This window comes from Tessaracoccus pujii (genome assembly GCF_054483895.1).
The window spans coordinates 1667376-1689425 of sequence record NZ_CM137012.1; the positions used below are offsets into that span (position 1 = coordinate 1667376).

Here is a 22050-nt window from a genome sequence, read left to right on the forward strand (position 1 = left end):
ATCCTGTCGCGTCCCGTCGGGCGGGATCAACGTCGGCTCAACGGGCCAGGAGGTTGATGAGGTCGCCGTCGCCGCCGAGCGCGCGCACGTTGGCGCCGATCAGCCCGTCGGCCTCCTGGGGGCGCCCGCTGGCCACGTGCGGCGTCAGGAGCACGTTCGGCTCGTCCCACAGGGGCGACGATGGGGGCAGCGGCTCGACGGCCGTCACGTCCAGCGCCGCACCGGCCACCCTGCCGGAGCGCACCGCGGCGAGCAGCGCCTCCTCGTCGACGGTGGTGCCGCGGCCGACGTTGACCACCAGTGCCGCGGGCTTCAGCTGCGCGAGCCGCTCGGCGTTCAACGCCGCGTCGGTCGAGCCGTGCCTCGGTAGCACCATGATCAGCACGTCGGTCTCCGCCAGGACCAGCGGGAGGGAGTCCTCGTCGAACACCTCGAAGCCGTGCCGCGGCCCCGTGGAGCGGGCGATGCCGGTGACCCACGCACCGAGGGCGCGGAGCAGGGGCGCCAGCCGGGACGCGATGGAGCCGAAGCCCCAGATCGTCACGTTGGCGCCGTCGAGGGTGATGATGCGGCCGTCGTGGGCCCGGTCCAGCATGGCCCCGCCCAGTTCGTCGTCCCAGACGTGGTCCTGCTGCTGCCGCATCGCCAGCGGCAGCAGCCGCACCAGTGCGAGCGTGAGCGCCAGCGCGTGCTCGGCCACGGGCCCGTCGTGGAGTCCCACCCCGCTGGCCAGCAGCACGTCCGGCGCGAAGCCGGCGGCCACCACGGTGTCCGGGCCGGCCGCCAGGCCCTGGACGAGGCGGAGCCGCGTCATGCGGCGGGCGGAGTCCGCGAGCACGTCACCGCTCTGCCCCCACACCACCAGCACCTCGGCGTCCACGTGCTCCTCCGGTACGGGGCGATCGCCCGGGATCACCACCACCTCAGCGCCGTCGATCGACGGTATCGCTCCGGTGTACGTGTCTGGGATCAGGACCTTCATCTGGCAAGCACCTCCATAGGACCGGCCCAGCATCCCACAGGCGGGTGGGCGTCCTGCGGCAGAACTCGGTAACCTGCAGGGGTGCTGACCATGCAAGAAGCCCTCCGCCGCCTTTCCGACTACTGGACCGCGAAGGGCTGCCTCACGTGGCAGCCGTTCAACAGCGAGGTGGGCGCCGGCACGATGAATCCGGCGACGGTGCTGCGGGTCCTCGGGCCGGAGCCGTGGGACGTGGCCTACGTGGAGCCGTCGGTGCGCCCGGACGATTCCCGCTACGGCGAGAACCCCAACCGGCTGCAGATGCACACCCAGTTCCAGGTCATCCTCAAGCCCGAACCCGGCAACCCGCAGGAGCTGTACCTGGGCTCGCTGGAAGCGCTCGGCATCGACCTGTCCAAGCACGACGTGCGCTTCGTCGAGGACAACTGGCAGCAGCCCGCCATCGGCGCCTGGGGCCTCGGCTGGGAGGTGTGGCTGGACGGCATGGAGATCACGCAGTTCACCTACTTCCAGCAGGTGGGTGGCCAGAACCTGGATCCGGTCCCCGTGGAGCTCACCTACGGCGTGGAGCGGATCCTCATGGCCCAGCAGGGCGTGACGCACTTCAAGGACATCGTCTACTCCATCGCCTCCGACGGCCGCCCCGTCACCTACGGTGAGGCGTTCGGGCAGCAGGAGTACGAGATGAGCCGCTACTACCTGGACGACGCGGACGTCGAGGCCAACCGCCGGCTGTACGAGACCTACGTCGGCGAGGCCGCCCGCATGGTCGAGGCCAGGCTCCCGGTCCCCGCCCACGGCTACATCCTCAAGTCCAGCCACGCCTTCAACGTGCTCGACGCCCGCGGCGCCATCTCGACGACGGAGCGGGCCAAGGCGTTCGCGACGATGCGCCGGCTGATGCGCGACACGGCCGTCCTGTGGATCGAGCGCCGCGAGGAGCTCGGCTACCCGCTGCTGCGCGAGGCGGCCCCGGCACCGGTGGCATCCGACGCCCCCGTGGACCGCGCGGCGCTCGGCACGGCCCCGCAGACCCTGGCCTTCGAGATCGGCGTGGAGGAGCTCCCGCCGCACGTCGTGCCCCAGACCGTCGACGCCGTCCGCGAGGCCCTCACCGCCAAGCTAGCGGCGACCCGCCTGACCCACGGCGCCATAACCGTCGACGGCACCCCCCGTCGCATCGTGGCTGTGGTGGAGGATGTCGCGGCCCAGGAGCCCGACGCAGAGCAGCTGCGCAAGGGGCCGAAGTGGGTCGCCGCCTTCGACGCCGACGGCAACCCGTCCAAGGCGCTGCAGGGCTTCATGCGGGGCCAGAGCGTCGAGGCGGGCCAGGTGGTGCGCGCGGAGATCGGCGGACAGGACCACGCGGTTGTCGCGGTGACGGTGACCGGGCGCCACGTGCTCGACGTGGCCGGCGAGGCCCTCACCGACATCGTCTCGGGCCTGCGCGCCGAGAAGAACATGCGCTGGAGCGACCCCTCCCTCTCCTTCTCCCGCGCGATCCGGTGGATCGTAGCGCTCTGGGGCGACACCGTCGTGCCCGCCACCGTCTCCGGGCTCACCGCCGGGCGCGCCACCTCCCTGCAGCGCGCCGTCGCCGGCCAGGAGTCGGGCACGCGCTCCGACGGCGCCCGCGTCGGCTGGGTGGACGTGGCCACCGCCGCGGACCTCCTCCCCACGATCGCCTCCGGCTCCATCACGGTCTCCACGTCCGCGCGCCGCGCGTCGGTGGTGGAGCAGGCGGTCGCGCTGGCGGCAGGCGTCGGCGGCACGGTGGACGTGGACGGCGAGGCTGCGGTGATCGACGAGATCACCAACCTGGTCGAGGATCCCCGCGGTGTGCTGGGCCACTTCGACGAGCGCTACCTCGAGCTGCCGGAGCGGATTCTCACCACCGTCATGCGCAAGCACCAGCGCTACCTGCCGGTGTACCGCGACGGCGGGCTCGCGCCCCACTTCGTCACCATGGCCAACGGCCTCTGCGACGACGACACCGTCCGAGCCGGTAACGAGTCGGTCATCCGCGCCCGCTACGAGGACGCGTTGTTCTTCTGGAACGCGGACCTGCAGGCAGAGGGCGTGGACGCCTTCGTGCCCGGCCTGGACAAGCTCACCTTCGAGGAGCGCCTCGGGTCCGTGGGGGCCCGCGCCCGCCGCATCGCGGACGTCGCCGGGAAGCTCGCGGACCGGGTCGCACTGGCCGGCGAGGACCGCGCCACGCTCACCCGCGCCGGGCAGCTGGCCAAGTTCGACCTGGCCACCCAGATGGTGGTGGAGATGAGCTCCCTGGCCGGGTTCATCGCCCGCGAGTACGCCGTCCGCAAGGGCGAGACGCAGGCCGTGGCCGATGCGCTGTACGAGATGGAGCAGCCGCACACGTCCGCGGATCCGGTGCCCGCGTCGATCCCCGGCGCGCTGCTGGCCCTGGCCGACCGCTTCGACCTGCTCGCCGCCATGTTCGCGCTCGGGGCCAAGCCCACGGGCTCGTCGGACCCCTTCGGCCTGCGCCGCGCCGCCCTGGGCGTGGTGCGGATCCTGCGCGAGTCCGCCGGCACCCCGCTCGAGTCCCTGACCGTGCGGGCCGGCCTTGAGGATGCCGTCGCACGCCTGGCGGACCAGGGCGTGGAGGTCGCGGCGGACGCCGTCGACGCGGCGCTGGAGTTCACCGTCGGCCGCTTCGCGCAGCTGCTGCGCGACGAGGGCACGTCGGCTGACCTGGTCACCGCGATCCTCCCCGCCGCCGACGCCCCGGGACGGGGGGCCAGGCTCCTGCGCGAGCTCGATGAGGCCCGGCAGGACCCGCGGCTGCGGGAACTCGTGTCGACGCTGGTGCGGATCGGGCGGATCCTGCCCGCGAGCACGGCGGCCGGCTATGACGAAGCACTGCTGACCGAGCCGGCCGAGGTGGAACTGCGCACAGCGGTGGAGGCCGCCCCGGCCAGCAGCGCCGACGCGACGATCCCCGCCCTGCTGGACGCCACGGGTGACGTCGTGGCCGCGGCGGACCGGTTCTTCACCGACATCCTGGTCAACGCCGAGGATCCGGCCGTGCGCGCGTCGCGCCAGGGGCTCCTGGCATCGGTCCTGGCCCTGGCACCCGCGGGCGTCGACTGGCGGGCCCTGGATATCGCCCTGGGGTGAGTCGCTTCACTCAGGCGTTCGCGCGGAGCCGAACGTCAGAGCGCCCTGCGGGATGACTGCGTGCCGCAGGAAGCCAGGCGCTAACTGCGGCGGTATCTTGACCCGCGCCTGAGTCCGTCAGGTATCCGTGCTTTCGGCACCCCCGGCGAAAACTGTCGGTGCCCGGAACCATACTGCTTCGTATGACGGGGTCCAGCAGTGCAGATCTTCATCTTCTATGGGCGAAATCGCATGCAGGCGGTATTCCCCATTCTCTGATCGGGCACTTGATGGACTCAGCTGCCACGGCCGAATTGATCTGGGATCACTTCATTCCAGTGGCTGTCCGCAACGCAGTCGATAGCGCGTGCGAGCGGCGCGGCCGCGAGGTGTTCGTTGCCACCTGTGGTCTTCACGACATCGGAAAGGCCACCCCGGCCTTCCAGTCCAAGGTCCCTCTTCTGGCGCAGCAGGTCAGAGACTCCGGGTTGGACTGGGGGCTGCGAACCCTCGCCGATGCACATCTTTGGCACCACACCTTGGCAGGGGCAGCCATCATCGACGGCCTGACCTACCGCTCCGGAACAACGGAAATTCACACGTGGGTCTCCTCCCTCGTCAGCGGACATCATGGGCTTCTCAAGGGCAGAGTCGGGCGCCCGCGAAAGTCCCATGGTGGGGCACGCTGGGTCGCTGTGCAGGAGGAACTCGCCGTGCTCGTGCTGCACCGACTGGGATCGGATCTGACTGTCCTGAATCTCCCCGCGCCGTCACCCCAGACCCAGTTGAGCCTTCTCGGATACGTCACAATGGCGGACTGGATCGCGAGTTCTGACGAGTTTCCTGGGTTGGGACTGAGGGACGTATCACTGGCGGAGGCGCGTGCCAGAGCGGATCGAGCTTGGATCCACCTGGGCATCCGCTCTGGATGGGACCCGAGCGCTCTGAGCCAGACGACATTCGATGAGCGCTTCGGCCGGGTCCCGGCTCCGCTTCAGGACCTGATTCCCGGGATCATTAAGACGCTCGATGGACCGGCCTTGTTGATCGTCGAAGCGCCGATGGGTGAGGGCAAGACCGAAGCTGCGCTCTGGGCAACGGAACACCTTTCGGCGGCGCTCGGCTTCGAGGGCTTCGTGTTCGCTATGCCCACGCAAGGCACCACTGATGCGATGTACTCGCGCGTCACCAAATGGGCGGAGAGCGTTGACCGCGAGTTCACGGTCAGCCTGCTTCATGGCAAGGCCATGCTGAATCAGGAATGGGTCGCCCGCTTGAACAGCCAGCACGGTGAGGACCTGTCCGACATCTATGACGAGGATGACCCCTTCGGGATGGGGATGTCGAGGGCTGACCGGGCGGGCGTTCCCGCCGAGTGGCTGCTGGGCCGACACCGCAGCCTCCTGTCCCCTGGTGTGGTCGGTACGGTGGACCAGATCCTGTGGGCGGCCACCCGGACCCGCTTCGTCTCACTGCGGCATGCGGGCTTGGCAGGGAAGGTCGTCATCATCGACGAGGTGCACAGCTTCGATGTGCACATGTCTCAGTTCGTCCACGAGTTGCTACGCTGGTGCGGCGACGGCGGCATCCCAGTGCTGCTCATGTCGGCGACATTGCCCGCTGCCACACGGGACGGGCTCGTTGCCGCGTACTGTGGCCGAGACCCTGACTCCCTGCCCCAGAGCGGGGACTACCCCCGGGTCACGGTCGCGGGGCCAGAGCGCGAAACAACTACCGTTGCCTGCGCATCACGACTCCGCCCCGCCTCAGTCGACGTCGAGGTCCTGGACCCTGCGGACCCTGACGACCTTCAGCCGATCGCCACCCGGGTCGCGGACGAGGTCGCGGACGGCGGCGTAGCCCTGGTCATTCTCAACACCGTCGCACGAGCTCAGGGCGTCTATCGGCTCCTGAGGGACCGCAGCGTGGACGTCGAGTTGGTCCACGGGCGCCTCACAACTGCGGAGAGGGCACGCCGAACGCACGCGGCAGTCGCTGCACTCGGGCCGAACGTAGCCCGACCGGCTCAGCGAGTGATCGTGGCCACGCAGATCGCAGAACAGAGTTTCGATGTGGATGCTGACGTCCTGTTCAGCGACATTGCCCCCATTGACCTCCTTCTGCAACGCATGGGCCGGCTTCACAGGCACGCACGCAGCGCCGAGGAACGACCCCCCCGGCTCCGTCGCCCGCGAACGATCATCACGGGTGTACGCCTGGGCGAGGATCCCCCCCGGTGGATCTCGGCCTTCGATGCCGTCTACGGACAACGCCCGGAGGCAAAGGGCAGGTTCACCCGTAGCCACGCTCTGCTCGCAACCTGCGACCTCCTCCTGCGACATCCCAGCACCTGGACCATGCCGACCGATATCCCCGATCTGGTGAGCTACGGGTACTCGGACGCCTGGCGCGAGAGCTGTCACTGGCCCGAGGCCGCCGAGCAGGCGTGGAAGGACCTGATGGCAGACGCCACACGAAGGCGCTCCCGGGCCGCGACGTTCACTCTCGGCGGCCTCCAGGCAGATCTCTGGAGGACCCGGGACATTTCCGACCTACATGCACTGCCCGTTGACGATGAACCTCCGGTGGTTCGGGATGGTGAACCGACCCTTGAGGTCTGCCTCGTCAGGCGATCCGCGGACGGCTACTTCATGTTGGACGGCACCCCTCTCGGCCCGACTGGCTCGAGGGCAACAGACCCCGACGTGGCTCGGCGCCTGCTCGGCGACACTGTCCGTGTCCGTCAAGACATCCGGTTGGGAGACCTTTCGGCGCCGTCGGGGTTCAACGGCTCGCATTTGCTGGCCCGCCAGCCGACCCTGGTGCTTGACGGCAGCTTCCAGGCCACTACACCTGCGGGGCGAGTGAGCTACGACTTGGAGGTGGGGCTCTCTATCGAACGGCAGCGCGAAGGAGAGCCCCACTACCCCGCGGTTGCAGGGACCACTCTGCGCCCCCTAACAGGCCCGGATGACCACCGCGAAGCGGCGACTCGCCGACTTTACTAGGCGAGCCTCCCCATGAGGACGATTTCGTCGAAAAGCCCACGCTGGTCCGAGCTACCCACTACCTTCCTCCTAATAGACCATTCAGAAAGAGCAACGATGACGTTCAATCTCGCCTCAAGTAGCTGGGTACCAGTCGTGACTGCCTCCGGCCCCGCACAGGTCTCCCTACAGCACGCACTGGCCCATGCACCCCTCATCAAGGGCCTAGACTTCGGCAACCCTCTAGCGGGCGGCGCCTTGGCGCGCCTCCTCGTGGCCATCGTGGTGGACGCTTTCGGGCCCGTCTCTTCAACCGAGGAGTGGCGCAGGCTATTCGAAGCCGGATCCTTCGATCGCTCGGTGCTCGACTCCTACTTCGAGGAGCACTATGACCGCTTCGACTTACTTGGCGGCCCGCACCCTTTCTATCAGGTTGCCGAAATCGAGCCCGCCAGTGGCGAGTGGAAATCGGTGACTCTGCTGATCCCTGAAATCGCAACCGGCAACAACGTGCCACTCTTCACGTCCGTCCTGGAGTCCACCGTCGAGGCGTTGTCGCCCGCCGAGGCAGCCAGGGGGCTGGTGACAATCCAGGCGTGGGACACAGCCGCCATCAAGTCGGCTGCAGTCGGCGATCCCAGGGCCAGCCGGGGCAAAACCACCGGTAACCCCACAGGGCCACTTGGTCACCTTGGCCTGGTGTTGCCGGAAGGGCGCAACCTGTTTGAATCCTTGGTGCTGGAGACCCCTGTCAAAGCTGAGCAAGCTGGCGATCTGCCTGCATGGCGGCGCGAGTGGTCGGCCGAGTGGAATGTCCATCAGCCACGGGGAATCCGCGAACTCCTGACATGGCAGTCACGACGGATCCGGCTCATCGGTGATACGGATGGCATCACCGGTGTTCTTGTGGCGGCGGGCGACCGGATGGACTTTGTTCCGCCGCACCTAGAACCACACGCGGCGTGGCGTATCGACACCAAGGGCGCTGTCTCCCACCGCCCCCGCCGTCACATCTCAGGACGCTCAGCGTGGCGCGGCATGGACGCCCTCCTGGCATCTGACGCGGCCAGAGGAGGCGATGCGTCAGGACCGTGTGCGTTGCGCAATATCGGTACCGCTGGACGATTCCTGCCGGATGATTACCCGCTCGGCGTCCTCTGCATCGGCGTTGAGTATGGGAATCAATCCGCCGTTTTCGAGAACGTGATCTTCGACCGGATCCCCATGCCACTGCGCGCCTTGGAGGATCTCGACGGATTGTCCCTTGCTGACGACCTAATCAGAGTTGTCGCCACTGCCGAGAGTCTCCGCAGACTTGTGAACGATCTCCAGTCGGACATCCGACGCGCGTGCGGAGGAGACAAGATCCCCTGGGACAAGGGAGATCACCGTGGAGACTCCATGATGTCCGAATTCGACGAACCAACCAGATGGCTCCTGCTGCGTCTCCAGGAGGAACCAGACAAAGGCGATGAGGCACTGGCAGACTGGCGCAGAACAGCCCGAGCCATCACCTGGACTACTGGGAACCGACTCCTCGATGCCGCCCCGCCACGGGCCGTGGCCGGCGTGGGACCGAAGAAGGACCCCTTCACTCTGGCGCGGGCGGAGGCATTCTTCCGTGGAGCACTTAAGAAGATCATCCCCCATTCACAAGAGGAGGAAGCATGACCTACTACTGGGAACGGCAAATGGACGGAACTTGGCGGCCCCCGCCCGGTCAGGACCTGGCGGCGATGCGCCGCGGCCTGGGCCGCGAGGCTGGAGAGGTTCCGCAGATGTGGGGTCTCTACAGCAACCTCACCGGTGATGGCAGAGTAACCAACCACCTCAGGGCTGAGCATGAGGCGCTTGCCTTGTTCGGCCTCCATCAGCAGTCGGTCAAGCGCCACGTGCATGAGACAGGTCGTGGTGTTGGTGATCTCGCCCGAGCTGTCCTGTTGAGCGGGAGATTCAGCGAAGAGGCAGTCACCCAGCGGTTCGTGCGTGCGGCCGCAGCTCAGTCCATCGGCGCGGTCGCCCACCATCTCCGTGGGCTGATCCAAGAGGCCAAGACCCTCGGACACGTTCCCACTCTGGACTACACCAGGCTGGCAAGCGACCTCGCCGCTTGGCAGGACCCCCTTCGCCTCACCGGCGTTCGTCGTCGCTGGGGGCTCCAGTTCCATTCCAACAGACCCAAGACAGATTCAGGAGAACACTCATGACCAACTACTTCGTCGACGTCCACATCCTCCAGGACCTCCCTCCGTCGTGCATCAACCGCGACGACAACGGCACCCCAAAGCAAGCTACGTACGGCGGCGTCGACCGGCTCCGCGTCTCGTCCCAGGCTTGGAAGCGCGCCACCCGCATGGCCTTCGAGAAGACCATACCCAAGGAGGAACTCGGCGTGCGTACCCGACGAGTCGCGCCGATGGTGGTCAAGGCCTTCATCGAAAGAGGGCTGGACGAAACGGACGCTGCTGCGGTCACAGAGTTCCTGCTAGCGCCCATCAAATCCAAGGGGAAAAAGGAGACCGATCTTGCCTACCTCCTGTTCTTCGCCCGAGAACAACTGGTCCGTCTGGTCGATGCGGTGATGGCGCTGCCTAATGACTGGCGCGGTCAGAATCAGGCGGCCATCGAGAAGGCACTGCATGATGTAGATCTCGCGCACTACCTTTCCAACGGCCACTCGCTCGACGTCGCCCTGTTTGGAAGAATGGTGGCCGATGTTCCTGCGATAAACGTCGATGCGGCCGCTCAGGTGGCGCACGCCCTGTCCACGCACAGCGCCGAGGTTCAGTTCGACTACTACACGGCCGTGGACGACGAGCAGGAGGACGCAGAGACCGGAGCCGGCATGATCGGCACGATCGAGTTCAACTCCGCGACCATGTACCGCTACGCCACCGTGTCCACTGATCAGCTGCTGCTGAACTTGGGAGGGGACACCGGAGCGATGGTCGACGGTGTGGCCGAGTTCATCCGCGCGTTCGCACTATCCATGCCGAGTGGTCACCAGTCGAGCTACGCCGCCCACACGCGACCCGCGTTGTTGGCCGTGATCGTTCGCGCTGATCAGCCCGTCAACGCTGTGTCGGCGTTCGAGAAGCCGGTGTGGACCCCGGGCAAGGGCTTCATGGCCGAATCTCAGGAGCGGTTGGTTGACCACCTCGCTGGAGAGGCTGCACGGTGGGGCGACCGCCCCGCCCAGATCGCGGCAAGCTACGCGGCCACTCAGCAGTCTGGTGCGGCTCTGGAGGCGTACTTCGGTTCGGCCCTGTCGCTCGACGCGCTGCTCTCAAGGGTCCGTGGTGCGATCCAGGAAGCCTCGGCATGACCGGACACTGTCTCGTCCTGCGGCTGGCAGGGCCCCTACAGTCCTGGGGTGTGTCGAGTCGGTTCAACCGCCGCGACACGCAAAGCCAACCCACGAAGTCTGGGGTGCTCGGGTTGCTCGCGGCTGCGGAGGGACGTCGGCGACAGGACAGCATCGAAGACCTCCTCGGCCTTAGCCTCCTGGTGCGCGTCGATCAGCCGGGGTCGAGGCTGCGCGACTACCACACCGTCTCGACCCTGGACGGTGAGCCTCTGCTGTCTGCCAATGTGAGCCCCCGTGGGCGCCAGATGCCAACTTCGCCGAAGAAGCTCACACATGTGACGCAACGCTTCTATCTGCAAGACGCCGTCTTCGTGGCGGTCGTGGAGGGTCCCCTCCATCTGCTGGGGGGACTCGAATCCGCCATACAACGCCCGGTCTTCCCCTTGGCTCTCGGCCGAAGGGCGTGCGTGCCGACCCAGCCCTTGCTGCTGCGCGATGAGGACGGCGGCGAGATCTGGACCGGTGGTCTCATCGAGGTAGCGAGAAGGGTGCCATGGCAGGCAGCCGCATGGCACAGGCGTCGTGTGGCCACCGAGGAGACCATTCGGCTGCCGATCTCGCTGGATGACGCTGATGGACAGGATGTCGCGACGGATGTCCCTTCGAACTTCGAGCCCACCAAGCGCGGGATGATGAGTCGCCGCGTGTCACACGCCTGGGTTGAGGTTCCGACGGACGTCGCGACGACCGGCGCCAGCCACGACCCATTCTCGCTGCTGTAGGGAGCTGACGATGACTTTCCTCTCGAAGATCCGGCTGAACCCCCTGCGGAGCGGCGCTCAGCGCCTGCTGCAGAACCCGCAGCGGCTCCATGCAGCCCTGCTCGGGGCCTTCCCGCCCCAGCATGAGGCCGAAGGGCGCCTCCTCTGGCGGCTGGAGGTTCACAACCACCACGCAGACGTGGTGGCGCTCTCAGGTCCGCGCCCCGACTGGACTCACCTCGTAGAACACGCCGGCTGGCCCAATGCTGACGGCGGAGAACCCATCGTGGCCGACTATCAACCCCTGCTGGCCCTGATCGCCACGGGTCGCGAGTTCGCCTTCCGTACCACGCTCAACACCGTCAGCACCTCGGCCAGGCCGCATGCCCCGACCGAGTCTCAGAGCCGCCGGATCGCGAACGGCCGCAAACCCAGGGTCGGTCAACGCACGGCTGAGCATCAGATCAACTGGTTCCTTGCACGCGCGGCGGATGAACAGGCTCAATGGGGGTTTACAGTGGGCAGTTCAACTAATCCCAGGCTGCGCGTGACGGGCCGTGATCAGCTGCGGTTCACGCGTCGGCCTGGCGAGCCACCCGTCACTCTCAACGTCGCGACCTTCGAAGGGGTCTTACGTGTGACGGATTCAGAACGCACGCGTTCGAGTCTGGTAGACGGGATCGGCAAGGGCAAGGCCTATGGTTGCGGGTTGGTGACCTTGGCACGCCCGGAGCCCTGATCGCCATGTGGTGGCTCGCTGAAACTCATGACCTGCACCAAGTCTCCGATCGGATCTCCACGGTGTATGTCGAGCGCTGTCACGTCGACAGGGCCGAGAACGCCGTTGTCTTCATCAACAAGGCTCGTACCGTCCGATTGCCTGCGGCGATGATCGCCGCAGTTCTCCTAGGGCCCGGCACTCGAATCACCCACGGGGCAATCAGGCTGCTGGCCGACTCAGGTACGGCGGTGTCCTGGGTAGGAGAGAACGGTGTCCGAATGTACGCCTCGGGCATGGGAGTTGCCCGCGGCTCACAGCTGATCACGCGCCAGGCCTATCTGGTGTCGCGGACCCCGGAGCGGCTCGGCGTGGCTCGCGCCATGTACGGCATGCGATTCCCCGACGAGGATGTGTCCGGCCTGACCATGCAGCAACTGCGTGGACGCGAGGGCGCCCGGGTGAAGCGGATCTACCGGCAGCAATCGGAGCGAACGGGGGTCCCATGGCGCCGGCGGGAGTACAAAGCGGGTGATGCCTTCGCCGCAGGTGACGACGTCAACCGACTGCTCTCAGCCGGCAACGCTGCCCTGTACGGGGCCAGCCATGCGGCGATTGTGGGGGTCGGAGCCAGTCCTGCACTCGGGTTCGTCCACACCGGGCACGCGTTGTCCTTCGTCCTCGACATCGCCGACCTCTACAAGGCGGAGTACACGATCCCACTGGCCTTTGACCTAGCAGCTGCAGGTCGTGTGGACGAGAGTGAGATCCGGTACGAGTTGCGGGACCGGTTCGCCAATGGCCAGTTCATGGCACGCGTGGTCTCTGATGTGATCCGGCTTCTTATGGGCGGCGAAAGGCCGGCTGGGGCGTCCGAGGACCAGCGCCTGCTGTGGGATGAGGCCGGCAACGTGGAGGGCGGGCGCAACTGGGATGAGGAGTTCGAGATCCTCTCCAGGGAAGGATTCGTCGCCATTCGAGGACCTGAGTTCGATGAACCAGAGGTGCCGTTTTGAGCACCGTCGTCGTGCTGGTCGCTGCCCCAGAAGGTCTGCGGGGGCACCTGACGAGATGGATGGTGGAGGTCCAGGCAGGCGTGTTCGTGGGGTCTCCTTCGGCGCGCATCCGAGATGGGCTCTGGCGCGTTCTTGAGCAGAGGATCGGCGACGGTCAAGCCGTCATGGTGGAACCCGCCGGCAACGAGCAAGGTTGGCAGATTCGCACCGCTGGGCGCGACCGCTGGACCCCTGTGGACTTTGATGGACTCATGCTCTGCGCTCGCGAACGTAGAAAGATACCCTAGTCAGCGAGTGTCGTCCCCGCGCGAGCGGGGGTCATCCGCTGCGCACCATCCTGGCGCGCGCTGCCGCCCTGTCGTCCCCGCGCGAGCGGGGGTCATCCTGCGCACCCATTGGGCCACCATCCTGTCCAGCGGTCGTCCCCGCGCGAGCGGGGGTCATCCGCGTGTGTACGCATCCTCGAGCTCACGCTGGGAGTCGTCCCCGCGCGAGCGGGGGTCATCCCGGGCCGCCGGTCACATAGTCGACGTTCAGAGTGTCGTCCCCGCGCGAGCGGGGGTCATCCCGCTCTGGTCCTACCGCTGGCCGACGCGACAGTGTCGTCCCCGCGCGAGCGGGGGTCATCCGACGACCGCCGACGCCTCGATCTTCGGATTTAGGTCGTCCCCGCGCGAGCGGGGGTCATCCTGCCCGCCCCGCGGCGCTCGCCGCGTCCATGTTGTCGTCCCCGCGCGAGCGGGGGTCATCCGACCGGCGCGGACGCCGACGACCTCGCGTCATCGTCGTCCCCGCGCGAGCGGGGGTCATCCGTCCGAGGTCATCGCCAATCTGGACGTCAACAAGTCGTCCCCGCGCGAGCGGGGGTCATCCGACACGCCCCTACGGCGTCGCCTGCTACCAGCTGTCGTCCCCGCGCGAGCGGGGGTCATCCGGAGACCATCGGCCATGTCGACATCATCACCGCGTCGTCCCCGCGCGAGCGGGGGTCATCCGTCCGCCATCTGCCCGACCGGTCCCCGCATGGCGTCGTCCCCGCGCGAGCGGGGGTCATCCGCTCCTAGGCCTGGGCGCGGACCTCGCCGCCCAGTCGTCCCCGCGCGAGCGGGGGTCATCCGGCCACCGCCGTCATGGAGGCCGTTCAGGACCGGTCGTCCCCGCGCGAGCGGGGGTCATCCGCTTGGCACCGGCCCGAACGCGCCCTTGCGCGAGTCGTCCCCGCGCGAGCGGGGGTCATCCGGGGTCCGGCGGCATCGCCTTCGTCGGCTGTGAGTCGTCCCCGCGCGAGCGGGGGTCATCCGACCAGTTCCATGCGCGCCCAGCGCCCGCGTCAGTCGTCCCCGCGCGAGCGGGGGTCATCCGCCATAGCGTCCTGTCGGGCATGTAGAGCGTCGGTCGTCCCCGCGCGAGCGGGGGTCATCCGACCGCCTCCGGGGCCCCCTCGGTCGCAGCTGAGTCGTCCCCGCGCGAGCGGGGGTCATCCTGGGCCGTCCGGTGTTGGCTGCCTGTTTGGGATGTCGTCCCCGCGCGAGCGGGGGTCATCCGCGCCCGACCGCTGGTCGACCACCCCGGCCTGAGTCGTCCCCGCGCGAGCGGGGGTCATCCGACTGCTGCGATGGTGTACGCGACGCTGCCCAGGTCGTCCCCGCGCGAGCGGGGGTCATCCGAGAACCGGAACAGCAGCACGAGGCACGGACCAGTCGTCCCCGCGCGAGCGGGGGTCATCCGGCGTCCACGGCGCTCGTGATGCACGAGACTGTGTCGTCCCCGCGCGAGCGGGGGTCATCCGGAGTTCGTCACCAACGCTGCGGCGACGGATTAGTCGTCCCCGCGCGAGCGGGGGTCATCCGACGGTCGGGCGTGAGTATGCTGCACCCGCTGGGTCGTCCCCGCGCGAGCGGGGGTCATCCGGGTCAGCCGATGCCGCGCGTGACGGCGGCCTAGTCGTCCCCGCGCGAGCGGGGGTCATCCAGTTATAAACGGGGCCATGTGTGCCCGGACTAGGTCGTCCCCGCGCGAGCGGGGGTCATCCGAGCTGGCAGGCGTAGCGGAGGCTGTTGCTCTCGTCGTCCCCGCGCGAGCGGGGGTCATCCGCAGCATGTCGGCGGTGACCTTGCGTGCACGGAGTCGTCCCCGCGCGAGCGGGGGTCATCCGGTTCCCTGCGCGTCGGTCGTCTGGCGCATCAGGTCGTCCCCGCGCGAGCGGGGGTCATCCCTGGCAGTCGCCGGCCGGTCTGTCTGGATCGAGGTCGTCCCCGCGCGAGCGGGGGTCATCCGGTGGCCTCGGGTGTGTCTGAGTTCCGTGCGAAGTCGTCCCCGCGCGAGCGGGGGTCATCCGCCTGAGCCGAGCGGCGAGGGCGGAGACGGACTGTCGTCCCCGCGCGAGCGGGGGTCATCCGCCGGGTGCGTATCAGTGCTCGGCAGAGTCACGGTCGTCCCCGCGCGAGCGGGGGTCATTCGGGTCAGCCGATGCCGCGCGTGACGGCGGCCCGGTCGTCCCCGCGCGAGCGGGGGTCATCCGTCGCGGACGTTCACTGAACCACCCGCCTAGCGGTCGTCCCCGCGCGAGCGGGGGTCATCCGACGACGGCGTTGTCGCTGGACGTCCTGGCGCGGTCGTCCCCGCGCGAGCGGGGGTCATCCGGGCGCCGACTTTAGCGGAGCCATGAAGCTCGGGTCGTCCCCGCGCGAGCGGGGGTCATCCGCTGGTACGTGTCCCCACTAGCCGTTTCGTGTTGTCGTCCCCGCGCGAGCGGGGGTCATCCGATCGGCGACTCGTCCGACGACGCGGGCAAGAAGTCGTCCCCGCGCGAGCGGGGGTCATCCGCTCAGCCGCAAGGGCAGATCGCCTGACGGTCAGTCGTCCCCGCGCGAGCGGGGGTCATCCGATGCCCACCGCAACACCGATGGCCGGAGTTGCGTCGTCCCCGCGCGAGCGGGGGTCATCCGAGCAGCAGCGGCGAAGCGCTTCACGAATCCCGGTCGTCCCCGCGCGAGCGGGGGTCATCCGAAATTTCGCGTCAAACGTGGGCCACACGAAGAGCCGTCCCCGCGCGAGCGGGGGTCATCCGGCGATGACGGTGTGCTGCATGTCGATGACACCGTCGTCCCCGCGCGAGCGGGGGTCATCCGCTTCATCACAGCTGTTGCCAGCACGGACAGGAGTCGTCCCCGCGCGAGCGGGGGTCATCCCTCCCCGCAGCGCGTCGCGTTGAATGTGGATGAGTCGTCCCCGCGCGAGCGGGGGTCATCCGTGGTATCGGCGCCGCTGACCTTCTTGAACCAGGTCCTCCCCGCGCGAGCGGGGGTCATCCGGTCGGCACGCGCTGGCTGATCCCCCTGTCGGAGTCGTCCCCGCGCGAGCGGGGGTCATCCGTTCCCGATGATCCCGAACCGGCGCTACTTGTTGTCGTCCCCGCGCGAGCGGGGGTCATCCGATCCTCGACCATGCGGGCGTGGAGATGCGCCCGTCGTCCCCGCGCGAGCGGGGGTCATCCGGTCACGCGAGACGTGGCCATCCATGACTCCGTGTCGTCCCCGCGCGAGCGGGGGTCATCCGCGCGCCGAAGGACGCGGAGCTGGCCATCTCCGGTCGTCCCCGCGCGAGCGGGGGTCATCCGTGCTTGGATGCGGCCAACTCCTTGGCGAGTTGGTCGTCCCCGCGCGAGCGGGGGTCATCCGCCACCACCGCTCCTCTTCAGCCGACGCCGGAAGTCGTCCCCGCGCGAGCGGGGGTCATCCGAACGTCGTCGGCCCCGTCATGTTCTGGCTGTGGTCGTCCCCGCGCGAGCGGGGGTCATCCGATCTCCTTGGGAACGGCCTTGGCGTTCATCGCGTCGTCCCCGCGCGAGCGGGGGTCATCCGCTCATGGCCGCCGAGTATGCCGACGGTCACGCGTCGTCCCCGCGCGAGCGGGGGTCATCCGGTTCGCGAGGACTTCATCCGATTGCCGAACAAGTCGTCCCCGCGCGAGCGGGGGTCATCCGCAGCGCGTCTTCCGCGACGGCGCTTTCGAGACGTCGTCCCCGCGCGAGCGGGGGTCATCCAGTCACTGTTCACCTACTGGCAGACCAACACCCGGTCGTCCCCGCGCGAGCGGGGGTCATCCGGTGCCATACCCCAAATCGGCCCTGACTAGGGGGTCGTCCCCGCGCGAGCGGGGGTCATCCTGTGGCGTTGGACTTGTCGTGCTTGCTCATCACGTCGTCCCCGCGCGAGCGGGGGTCATCCTGCAAGGCGCCCCGCGTCGTCGTCGCCTGCCGCGTCGTCCCCGCGCGAGCGGGGGTCATCCGGGGTCCGAACGTCTGGTGGTCGTGGATGCCGAGTCGTCCCCGCGCGAGCGGGGGTCATCCGATCTACGTCTCCATCTGGGCGGGCGACTTCCGGTCGTCCCCGCGCGAGCGGGGGTCATCCGTAGGTCGGCAGGCGGTGCTTGCGTGACCAGTGGTCGTCCCCGCGCGAGCGGGGGTCATCCTGCGGCGACCGGCTTTCCCGCCTCGTACTTTGGGTCGTCCCCGCGCGAGCGGGGGTCATCCGGTGACCAACACGCGCGTGTGGCTCGTGGAGCGGTCGTCCCCGCGCGAGCGGGGGTCATCCGGGGCAAATCATGAGCCTTGAGCTCATCAAGCAGTCGTCCCCGCGCGAGCGGGGGTCATCCGTCAGGCGACAGGCCGACGGTGAGCGCAACAAGGTCGTCCCCGCGCGAGCGGGGGTCATCCGGCCGCCGACGAGCCGATGGGTGCCACCCGTGAGTCGTCCCCGCGCGAGCGGGGGTCATCCGAAGTACGGGGTTGGCGCCATCGCCACGGGTGGGTCGTCCCCGCGCGAGCGGGGGTCATCCGATCACCGCCGACTTGCTGCTCGTCGGCGCCGGGTCGTCCCCGCGCGAGCGGGGGTCATCCGCGTCCGTGATGGGTCGGCGCTGGGGCTTGCTGTCGTCCCCGCGCGAGCGGGGGTCATCCCGCCGACTGGCTGGGGCCGCTCGTTGTTGTCATGTCGTCCCCGCGCGAGCGGGGGTCATCCGTGGCCCGGCGCACCCTCGCACAGACCTCCCGTGTCGTCCCCGCGCGAGCGGGGGTCATCCGGAGATCATCTCCCTCGGCCTGATCCACGGGATGTCGTCCCCGCGCGAGCGGGGGTCATCCGGCCTCAACGAGCGTCTGGAGGCGGGCCTGGAGGTCGTCCCCGCGCGAGCGGGGGTCATCCGCTCGACGACAAGGTTGTGACGGAGTACATCTAGTCGTCCCCGCGCGAGCGGGGGTCATCCGCAGTTGAGCGACGAAATGGCCAGCTCTGCGTCGTCGTCCCCGCGCGAGCGGGGGTCATCCGATCCTGCATTACGTCTATCGTGGCTCGCCCTGGTCGTCCCCGCGCGAGCGGGGGTCATCCGCCGTTGATGTGCGCCATGCCCCCGGCGCGCATGTCGTCCCCGCGCGAGCGGGGGTCATCCGACCTGGCAGTGCCGACGGTATGGACGCGCTACGTCGTCCCCGCGCGAGCGGGGGTCATCCGATCGACTCGAAGGAGGTACCACTGATGCTGGCGTCGTCCCCGCGCGAGCGGGGGTCATCCGCGAGCCAACACCTGGGAGCAGGCCAAGGCCCTGTCGTCCCCGCGCGAGCGGGGGTCATCCGCGCTGGGTGTCACTCCGGGGCGACCGTGGCGCGTCGTCCCCGCGCGAGCGGGGGTCATCCGGTTGTCGACGGTCACGTCGTCACCCAGCCACAGTCGTCCCCGCGCGAGCGGGGGTCATCCGTCGGGCAGCGGCGCCAACGTCGTCCCGACCGGGTCGTCCCCGCGCGAGCGGGGGTCATCCGTCCGACGACAAGCCGGCCGATCCGCAGGTATTGTCGTCCCCGCGCGAGCGGGGGTCATCCGGGTTGCCGCCCCCCGGTCCCCGCCTCCAACACGTCGTCCCCGCGCGAGCGGGGGTCATCCGTAGCCGTCGATGTCGCCCGGGTTGTGGCCGTGGTCGTCCCCGCGCGAGCGGGGGTCATCCGGCGCTCGAGGACATGGTCGCCGCGACGAACCAGTCGTCCCCGCGCGAGCGGGGGTCATCCGATGACGTCGAGTGCGAGGCCGGTGGCGTGCTCGTCGTCCCCGCGCGAGCGGGGGTCATCCGGTCCTCCGTGATCCATTCCCGCAGGCCCCGGAGTCGTCCCCGCGCGAGCGGGGGTCATCCGGCCGGGTGCGTATCGGTGCCCGGCAGGGTCACGTCGTCCCCGCGCGAGCGGGGGTCATCCGCCCTTGAGTAACTACTGATGCCTGAGCGGGAGGTCGTCCCCGCGCGAGCGGGGGTCATCCCCAGGTGGACCGACTGCGAGTCGACGGAAACGCGTCGTCCCCGCGCGAGCGGGGGTCATCCGCCGTTGATGTGCGCCATACCCCCGGCGCGCATGTCGTCCCCGCGCGAGCGGGGGTCATCCGAGCATCGAGCATGCCACCGGCCGCGCCCTGGAGTCGTCCCCGCGCGAGCGGGGGTCATCCGCGGCGGGTACCTACTGCTATGAGCTGGGTTCGGTCGTCCCCGCGCGAGCGGGGGTCATCCGAACGGCGGGACCGCCATCGAGGAGATCGGCGGGTCGTCCCCGCGCGAGCGGGGGTCATCCCTGGCGGCGGCCCTGGTTCTCGCCCTCGGCCGTGTCGTCCCCGCGCGAGCGGGGGTCATCCGCCCTCCCATCGCCCCCATGGCGTCGGGGCCGTGTCGTCCCCGCGCGAGCGGGGGTCATCCGTCGGCCAGCGCGACCGAGTGGACGCGCCCCGCGTCGTCCCCGCGCGAGCGGGGGTCATCCTCGCAGATCCCGTAGCAGTCTGCGGTGTGGGTGGTCGTCCCCGCGCGAGCGGGGGTCATCCGACCGGCGCCCAGATCCGCGAGGACATCACCAGGTCGTCCCCGCGCGAGCGGGGGTCATCCGCAGCTCCGGGATTTTGAAAAGGGCGACGCCCGGTCGTCCCCGCGCGAGCGGGGGTCATCCGGAGACCATGGAGGGCGCCTTCGACCGCGTGAAGTCGTCCCCGCGCGAGCGGGGGTCATCCGCTGTCTCAGGATTCGCTGCAGCGAGGCGTCATGTCGTCCCCGCGCGAGCGGGGGCCATCCGCTGTCTCAGGATTCGCTGCAGCGAGGCGTCATGTCGTCCCCGCGCGAGCGGGGGTCATCCGTGCGGTTGCCCGGTCGGGGTACTCGACGGTGAGTCGTCCCCGCGCGAGCGGGGGTCATCCGATGCAGGGCTTTATGTCGGCGCTACTGCTGGGGTCGTCCCCGCGCGAGCGGGGGTCATCCGACTACGCCTCGGCGATCGGTGAGGTCACACGCGTCGTCCCCGCGCGAGCGGGGGTCATCCGCGGGGTGGGTCTGCCTGCGCCGCGGAGCCGGGGTCGTCCCCGCGCGAGCGGGGGTCATCCCGGCTGCATCCGCTGCTTCGGCAGCTTTTCGGGGCCGTCTCGAAGGGTCGTGTCGTGACGTCCAAGCGCAACTCGACCTTCAGTCGAGCATGCGGGTGCCGCTGGGGGTGACCTCGTAGCGGTAACCGAGAGGACTGAACCAGTAGAACTGGCCGGGTCTGGGTTGATCCACTCGCCAGGCGCGCGCGGTTTTCGCCCGATGGACTCTGCGGCTGAGGGGGGCGAGGTTCCCGATCCGAGTCTGGCCGCGGCAGCCGGGCGCGAACGGCTGGGTGTGATCCAGGTCCAGACCGGCAGCCCGCCGCTTCGAGTAGGGGAACATCTCGTGATCCATGGTCAGCATCAGCGCCTTCTTCAACCCCACCGACGGCGTGTAGCCGTCCTCGGCGGGGACCTCCGCAAGGTCGATCACCGGCTGCACCGAGACCTGCAACCCGGGCAGCAGTTCGGCCAGCAGCGCGGTGGTGATGTGCCCGGCGCGGTCGATCCGGGCCGGCCCGGTGAGCTGGCCGGCGGCGTCGGTGTGGATGTGCACCGCCAACTCCAGCCTGGGTCGCAGTTTCGCCAGCGGGGTGGTGATGGTGCCGCACAGTGCGCCGAGGCAGTGCGGGTCGTGCCGCTGCCCACCATGGACTGCGGCGGCGGGCGCGGCAGGCACGCCACCGTCCAGCGCCGCCGACACACTCTCGAGGAGTGCGGGCTGGGCGGCTTGTTGCAGCAGCGCCAGCGCGTAGGCCGGGTTCGCCAGCACCCCCAGCGCCTTGGCGCGCAGGATGGTCTTCGACGTGTCGGGGTGCTCGGTGGCGAGCAGGTCCGCGATCCGATCCACCGCCGCGTCGAGGTAGCGGGCGTCGATCACATCAAGGCGGCCGGTCAGGTTCATCACCCCGTCGAACAGGCCCCAGACATGCACCCCACGGCTGGCCCGCTGCCGACGCTCGCGCTCCGCGGCCACCGCCGGGTCCGCCTCGATGATCATCTTCTTCAACAGGTTGAATGCGGCTGTCCAACCCAACCTCACCTGCCTGCCCACCCACAGGTCGGTGACGGCGTCTGCCGCCTCGGCGGGAAGGTCCACACACATCGAGGCGGCCCTGCACGCGCGGGACGGTTCGACCCGCGCCTCCTGCACCGCCTGGAACAGGCCGGGGTGGCGATGCTTCAGGTTCAGGGCATCGGCCAGCTTCGACGCTGCGGCGGTGGGAGTGCAGCGCAACACCCCGGCCAACTCCAACGCGATGAACTCCGATACCGCCGGGGTGCCGACACCCCCGACGGCGATCCTGCGTTCGGCCAGCACCTCCACCACCTGGTCGTAGCCCACCTCGTAGTGGTCTGCCAGGTCACAGAGGAGGGTGAGGGTCTGGGCTTCGGCGAAGCGGCGCAGCTCGTCGACGGAGCGTAACTGCTCCGCAACCTCCCGCGCCGTGTCCTCCATGACCACAACACTACGGACCACCACTGACAGTTTTCGCTCACCTGTGCGACATGTGGCGAAGTTCTTGGTGAGATTCTCCGCACCGAGAGGTAGGGTGAGCATCGCCAGTCGTACTCCACATCCCGGAGTCAGGGAACCCGGTGCGATTCCGGGACTGACGCGCAGCGGTGAGGGTGACGGTCGGAGCACGCCAGAGATGGCAGCCACTGGGGTGATACCCGGGAAGGCGCACCGGTCCGAACGATCCCGAGTCCGAAGACCTGCTGGCCCTAGCGGCAACCGCCGCCAGGTCTCAGTGGGGCCCCGCGCACGGGCCCAGGA

At 68.9% G+C, this 22050-nt stretch carries 11 protein-coding genes, 1 CRISPR repeat array and 1 riboswitch; of the genes, 9 read left to right on the forward strand and 2 right to left on the reverse strand.

The window, feature by feature from the left end:
- Positions 1–37: 37 nt before the first annotated feature.
- Positions 38–982: an NAD(P)-dependent oxidoreductase gene (locus tag ACX1D0_RS08165; protein ID WP_459017420.1), complete on the reverse strand. Its 945-nt coding sequence runs from the start codon at positions 980–982 to the stop codon at positions 38–40.
- Between the two features lie 90 nt (positions 983–1072).
- Between ACX1D0_RS08165 and ACX1D0_RS08170 the strand changes: the two genes are divergently transcribed.
- The 9 genes from ACX1D0_RS08170 to cas2e all read left to right on the forward strand — a co-directional run bounded on the left by ACX1D0_RS08170 (position 1073) and on the right by cas2e (position 13178).
- Entirely contained in the window at positions 1073–4123 is a 3051-nt protein-coding gene (locus tag ACX1D0_RS08170; RefSeq protein ID WP_459020421.1) for a glycine--tRNA ligase, read from the forward strand.
- Positions 4124–4305: 182 nt separating this feature from the next.
- Entirely contained in the window at positions 4306–7110 is a 2805-nt protein-coding gene (gene cas3, locus ACX1D0_RS08175) for a CRISPR-associated helicase Cas3' (protein WP_459017421.1), read from the forward strand.
- 96 nt (positions 7111–7206) lie between these two features.
- A complete protein-coding gene (gene casA / locus ACX1D0_RS08180; RefSeq protein WP_459017422.1) occupies positions 7207–8760 on the forward strand; it encodes a type I-E CRISPR-associated protein Cse1/CasA in 1554 nt (517 codons plus the stop codon).
- Positions 8757–9296: a type I-E CRISPR-associated protein Cse2/CasB gene (gene casB / locus ACX1D0_RS08185; RefSeq protein WP_459017423.1), complete on the forward strand. Its 540-nt coding sequence runs from the start codon at positions 8757–8759 to the stop codon at positions 9294–9296. The genes casA and casB overlap by 4 nt, the downstream gene beginning before the upstream one ends.
- Positions 9293–10414 carry a type I-E CRISPR-associated protein Cas7/Cse4/CasC gene (gene cas7e / locus ACX1D0_RS08190; protein ID WP_459017424.1) on the forward strand — a complete coding sequence of 374 codons (1122 nt, stop codon included), beginning with the start codon at positions 9293–9295 and terminating at the stop codon, positions 10412–10414. Before casB ends, cas7e begins: the two co-directional genes overlap by 4 nt.
- The gene (cas5e, locus tag ACX1D0_RS08195; protein ID WP_459017425.1) at positions 10411–11178 is read left to right on the forward strand and encodes a type I-E CRISPR-associated protein Cas5/CasD; all 768 of its coding nucleotides are present in this window, start codon (positions 10411–10413) and stop codon (positions 11176–11178) included. The genes cas7e and cas5e overlap by 4 nt, the downstream gene beginning before the upstream one ends.
- A gap of 10 nt (positions 11179–11188) precedes the next feature.
- Positions 11189–11896 carry a type I-E CRISPR-associated protein Cas6/Cse3/CasE gene (gene cas6e, locus ACX1D0_RS08200; protein ID WP_459017426.1) on the forward strand — a complete coding sequence of 236 codons (708 nt, stop codon included), beginning with the start codon at positions 11189–11191 and terminating at the stop codon, positions 11894–11896.
- Positions 11897–11901: 5 nt separating this feature from the next.
- Positions 11902–12891 (forward strand): type I-E CRISPR-associated endonuclease Cas1e, encoded by a 990-nt coding sequence (cas1e, locus tag ACX1D0_RS08205; RefSeq protein WP_459017427.1) that lies wholly within the window; start codon positions 11902–11904, stop codon positions 12889–12891.
- An 11-nt stretch (positions 12892–12902) separates the two neighbouring features.
- Positions 12903–13178 (forward strand): type I-E CRISPR-associated endoribonuclease Cas2e, encoded by a 276-nt coding sequence (cas2e, locus tag ACX1D0_RS08210; RefSeq protein WP_459020422.1) that lies wholly within the window; start codon positions 12903–12905, stop codon positions 13176–13178.
- Positions 13179–13187: 9 nt separating this feature from the next.
- Positions 13188–20292: a CRISPR direct-repeat array (repeat unit 29 nt; unit sequence GTCGTCCCCGCGCGAGCGGGGGTCATCCG).
- A gap of 78 nt (positions 20293–20370) precedes the next feature.
- Here the strand turns inward: cas2e and ACX1D0_RS08215 are convergent.
- Positions 20371–21729: a 13E12 repeat family protein gene (locus ACX1D0_RS08215; protein WP_459017428.1), complete on the reverse strand. Its 1359-nt coding sequence runs from the start codon at positions 21727–21729 to the stop codon at positions 20371–20373.
- An 89-nt stretch (positions 21730–21818) separates the two neighbouring features.
- Positions 21819–22011, forward strand: a riboswitch (cobalamin riboswitch).
- Positions 22012–22050: the final 39 nt, after the last annotated feature.

What these genes read in the sequence shown, in the direction of transcription:
- ACX1D0_RS08165 (WP_459017420.1), bottom strand. Translation starts at nt 982, where the DNA reads ATGAAGGTCCTGATCCCAGACACGTACACCGGAGCGATACCGTCGATC.
- ACX1D0_RS08170 (WP_459020421.1), top strand. Translation starts at nt 1,073, where the DNA reads ATGCAAGAAGCCCTCCGCCGCCTTTCCGACTACTGGACCGCGAAGGGC.
- cas3 (WP_459017421.1), top strand. Translation starts at nt 4,306, where the DNA reads ATGACGGGGTCCAGCAGTGCAGATCTTCATCTTCTATGGGCGAAATCG.
- casA (WP_459017422.1), top strand. Translation starts at nt 7,207, where the DNA reads ATGACGTTCAATCTCGCCTCAAGTAGCTGGGTACCAGTCGTGACTGCC.
- casB (WP_459017423.1), top strand. Translation starts at nt 8,757, where the DNA reads ATGACCTACTACTGGGAACGGCAAATGGACGGAACTTGGCGGCCCCCG.
- cas7e (WP_459017424.1), top strand. Translation starts at nt 9,293, where the DNA reads ATGACCAACTACTTCGTCGACGTCCACATCCTCCAGGACCTCCCTCCG.
- cas5e (WP_459017425.1), top strand. Translation starts at nt 10,411, where the DNA reads ATGACCGGACACTGTCTCGTCCTGCGGCTGGCAGGGCCCCTACAGTCC.
- cas6e (WP_459017426.1), top strand. Translation starts at nt 11,189, where the DNA reads ATGACTTTCCTCTCGAAGATCCGGCTGAACCCCCTGCGGAGCGGCGCT.
- cas1e (WP_459017427.1), top strand. Translation starts at nt 11,902, where the DNA reads ATGTGGTGGCTCGCTGAAACTCATGACCTGCACCAAGTCTCCGATCGG.
- ACX1D0_RS08215 (WP_459017428.1), bottom strand. Translation starts at nt 21,729, where the DNA reads ATGGAGGACACGGCGCGGGAGGTTGCGGAGCAGTTACGCTCCGTCGAC.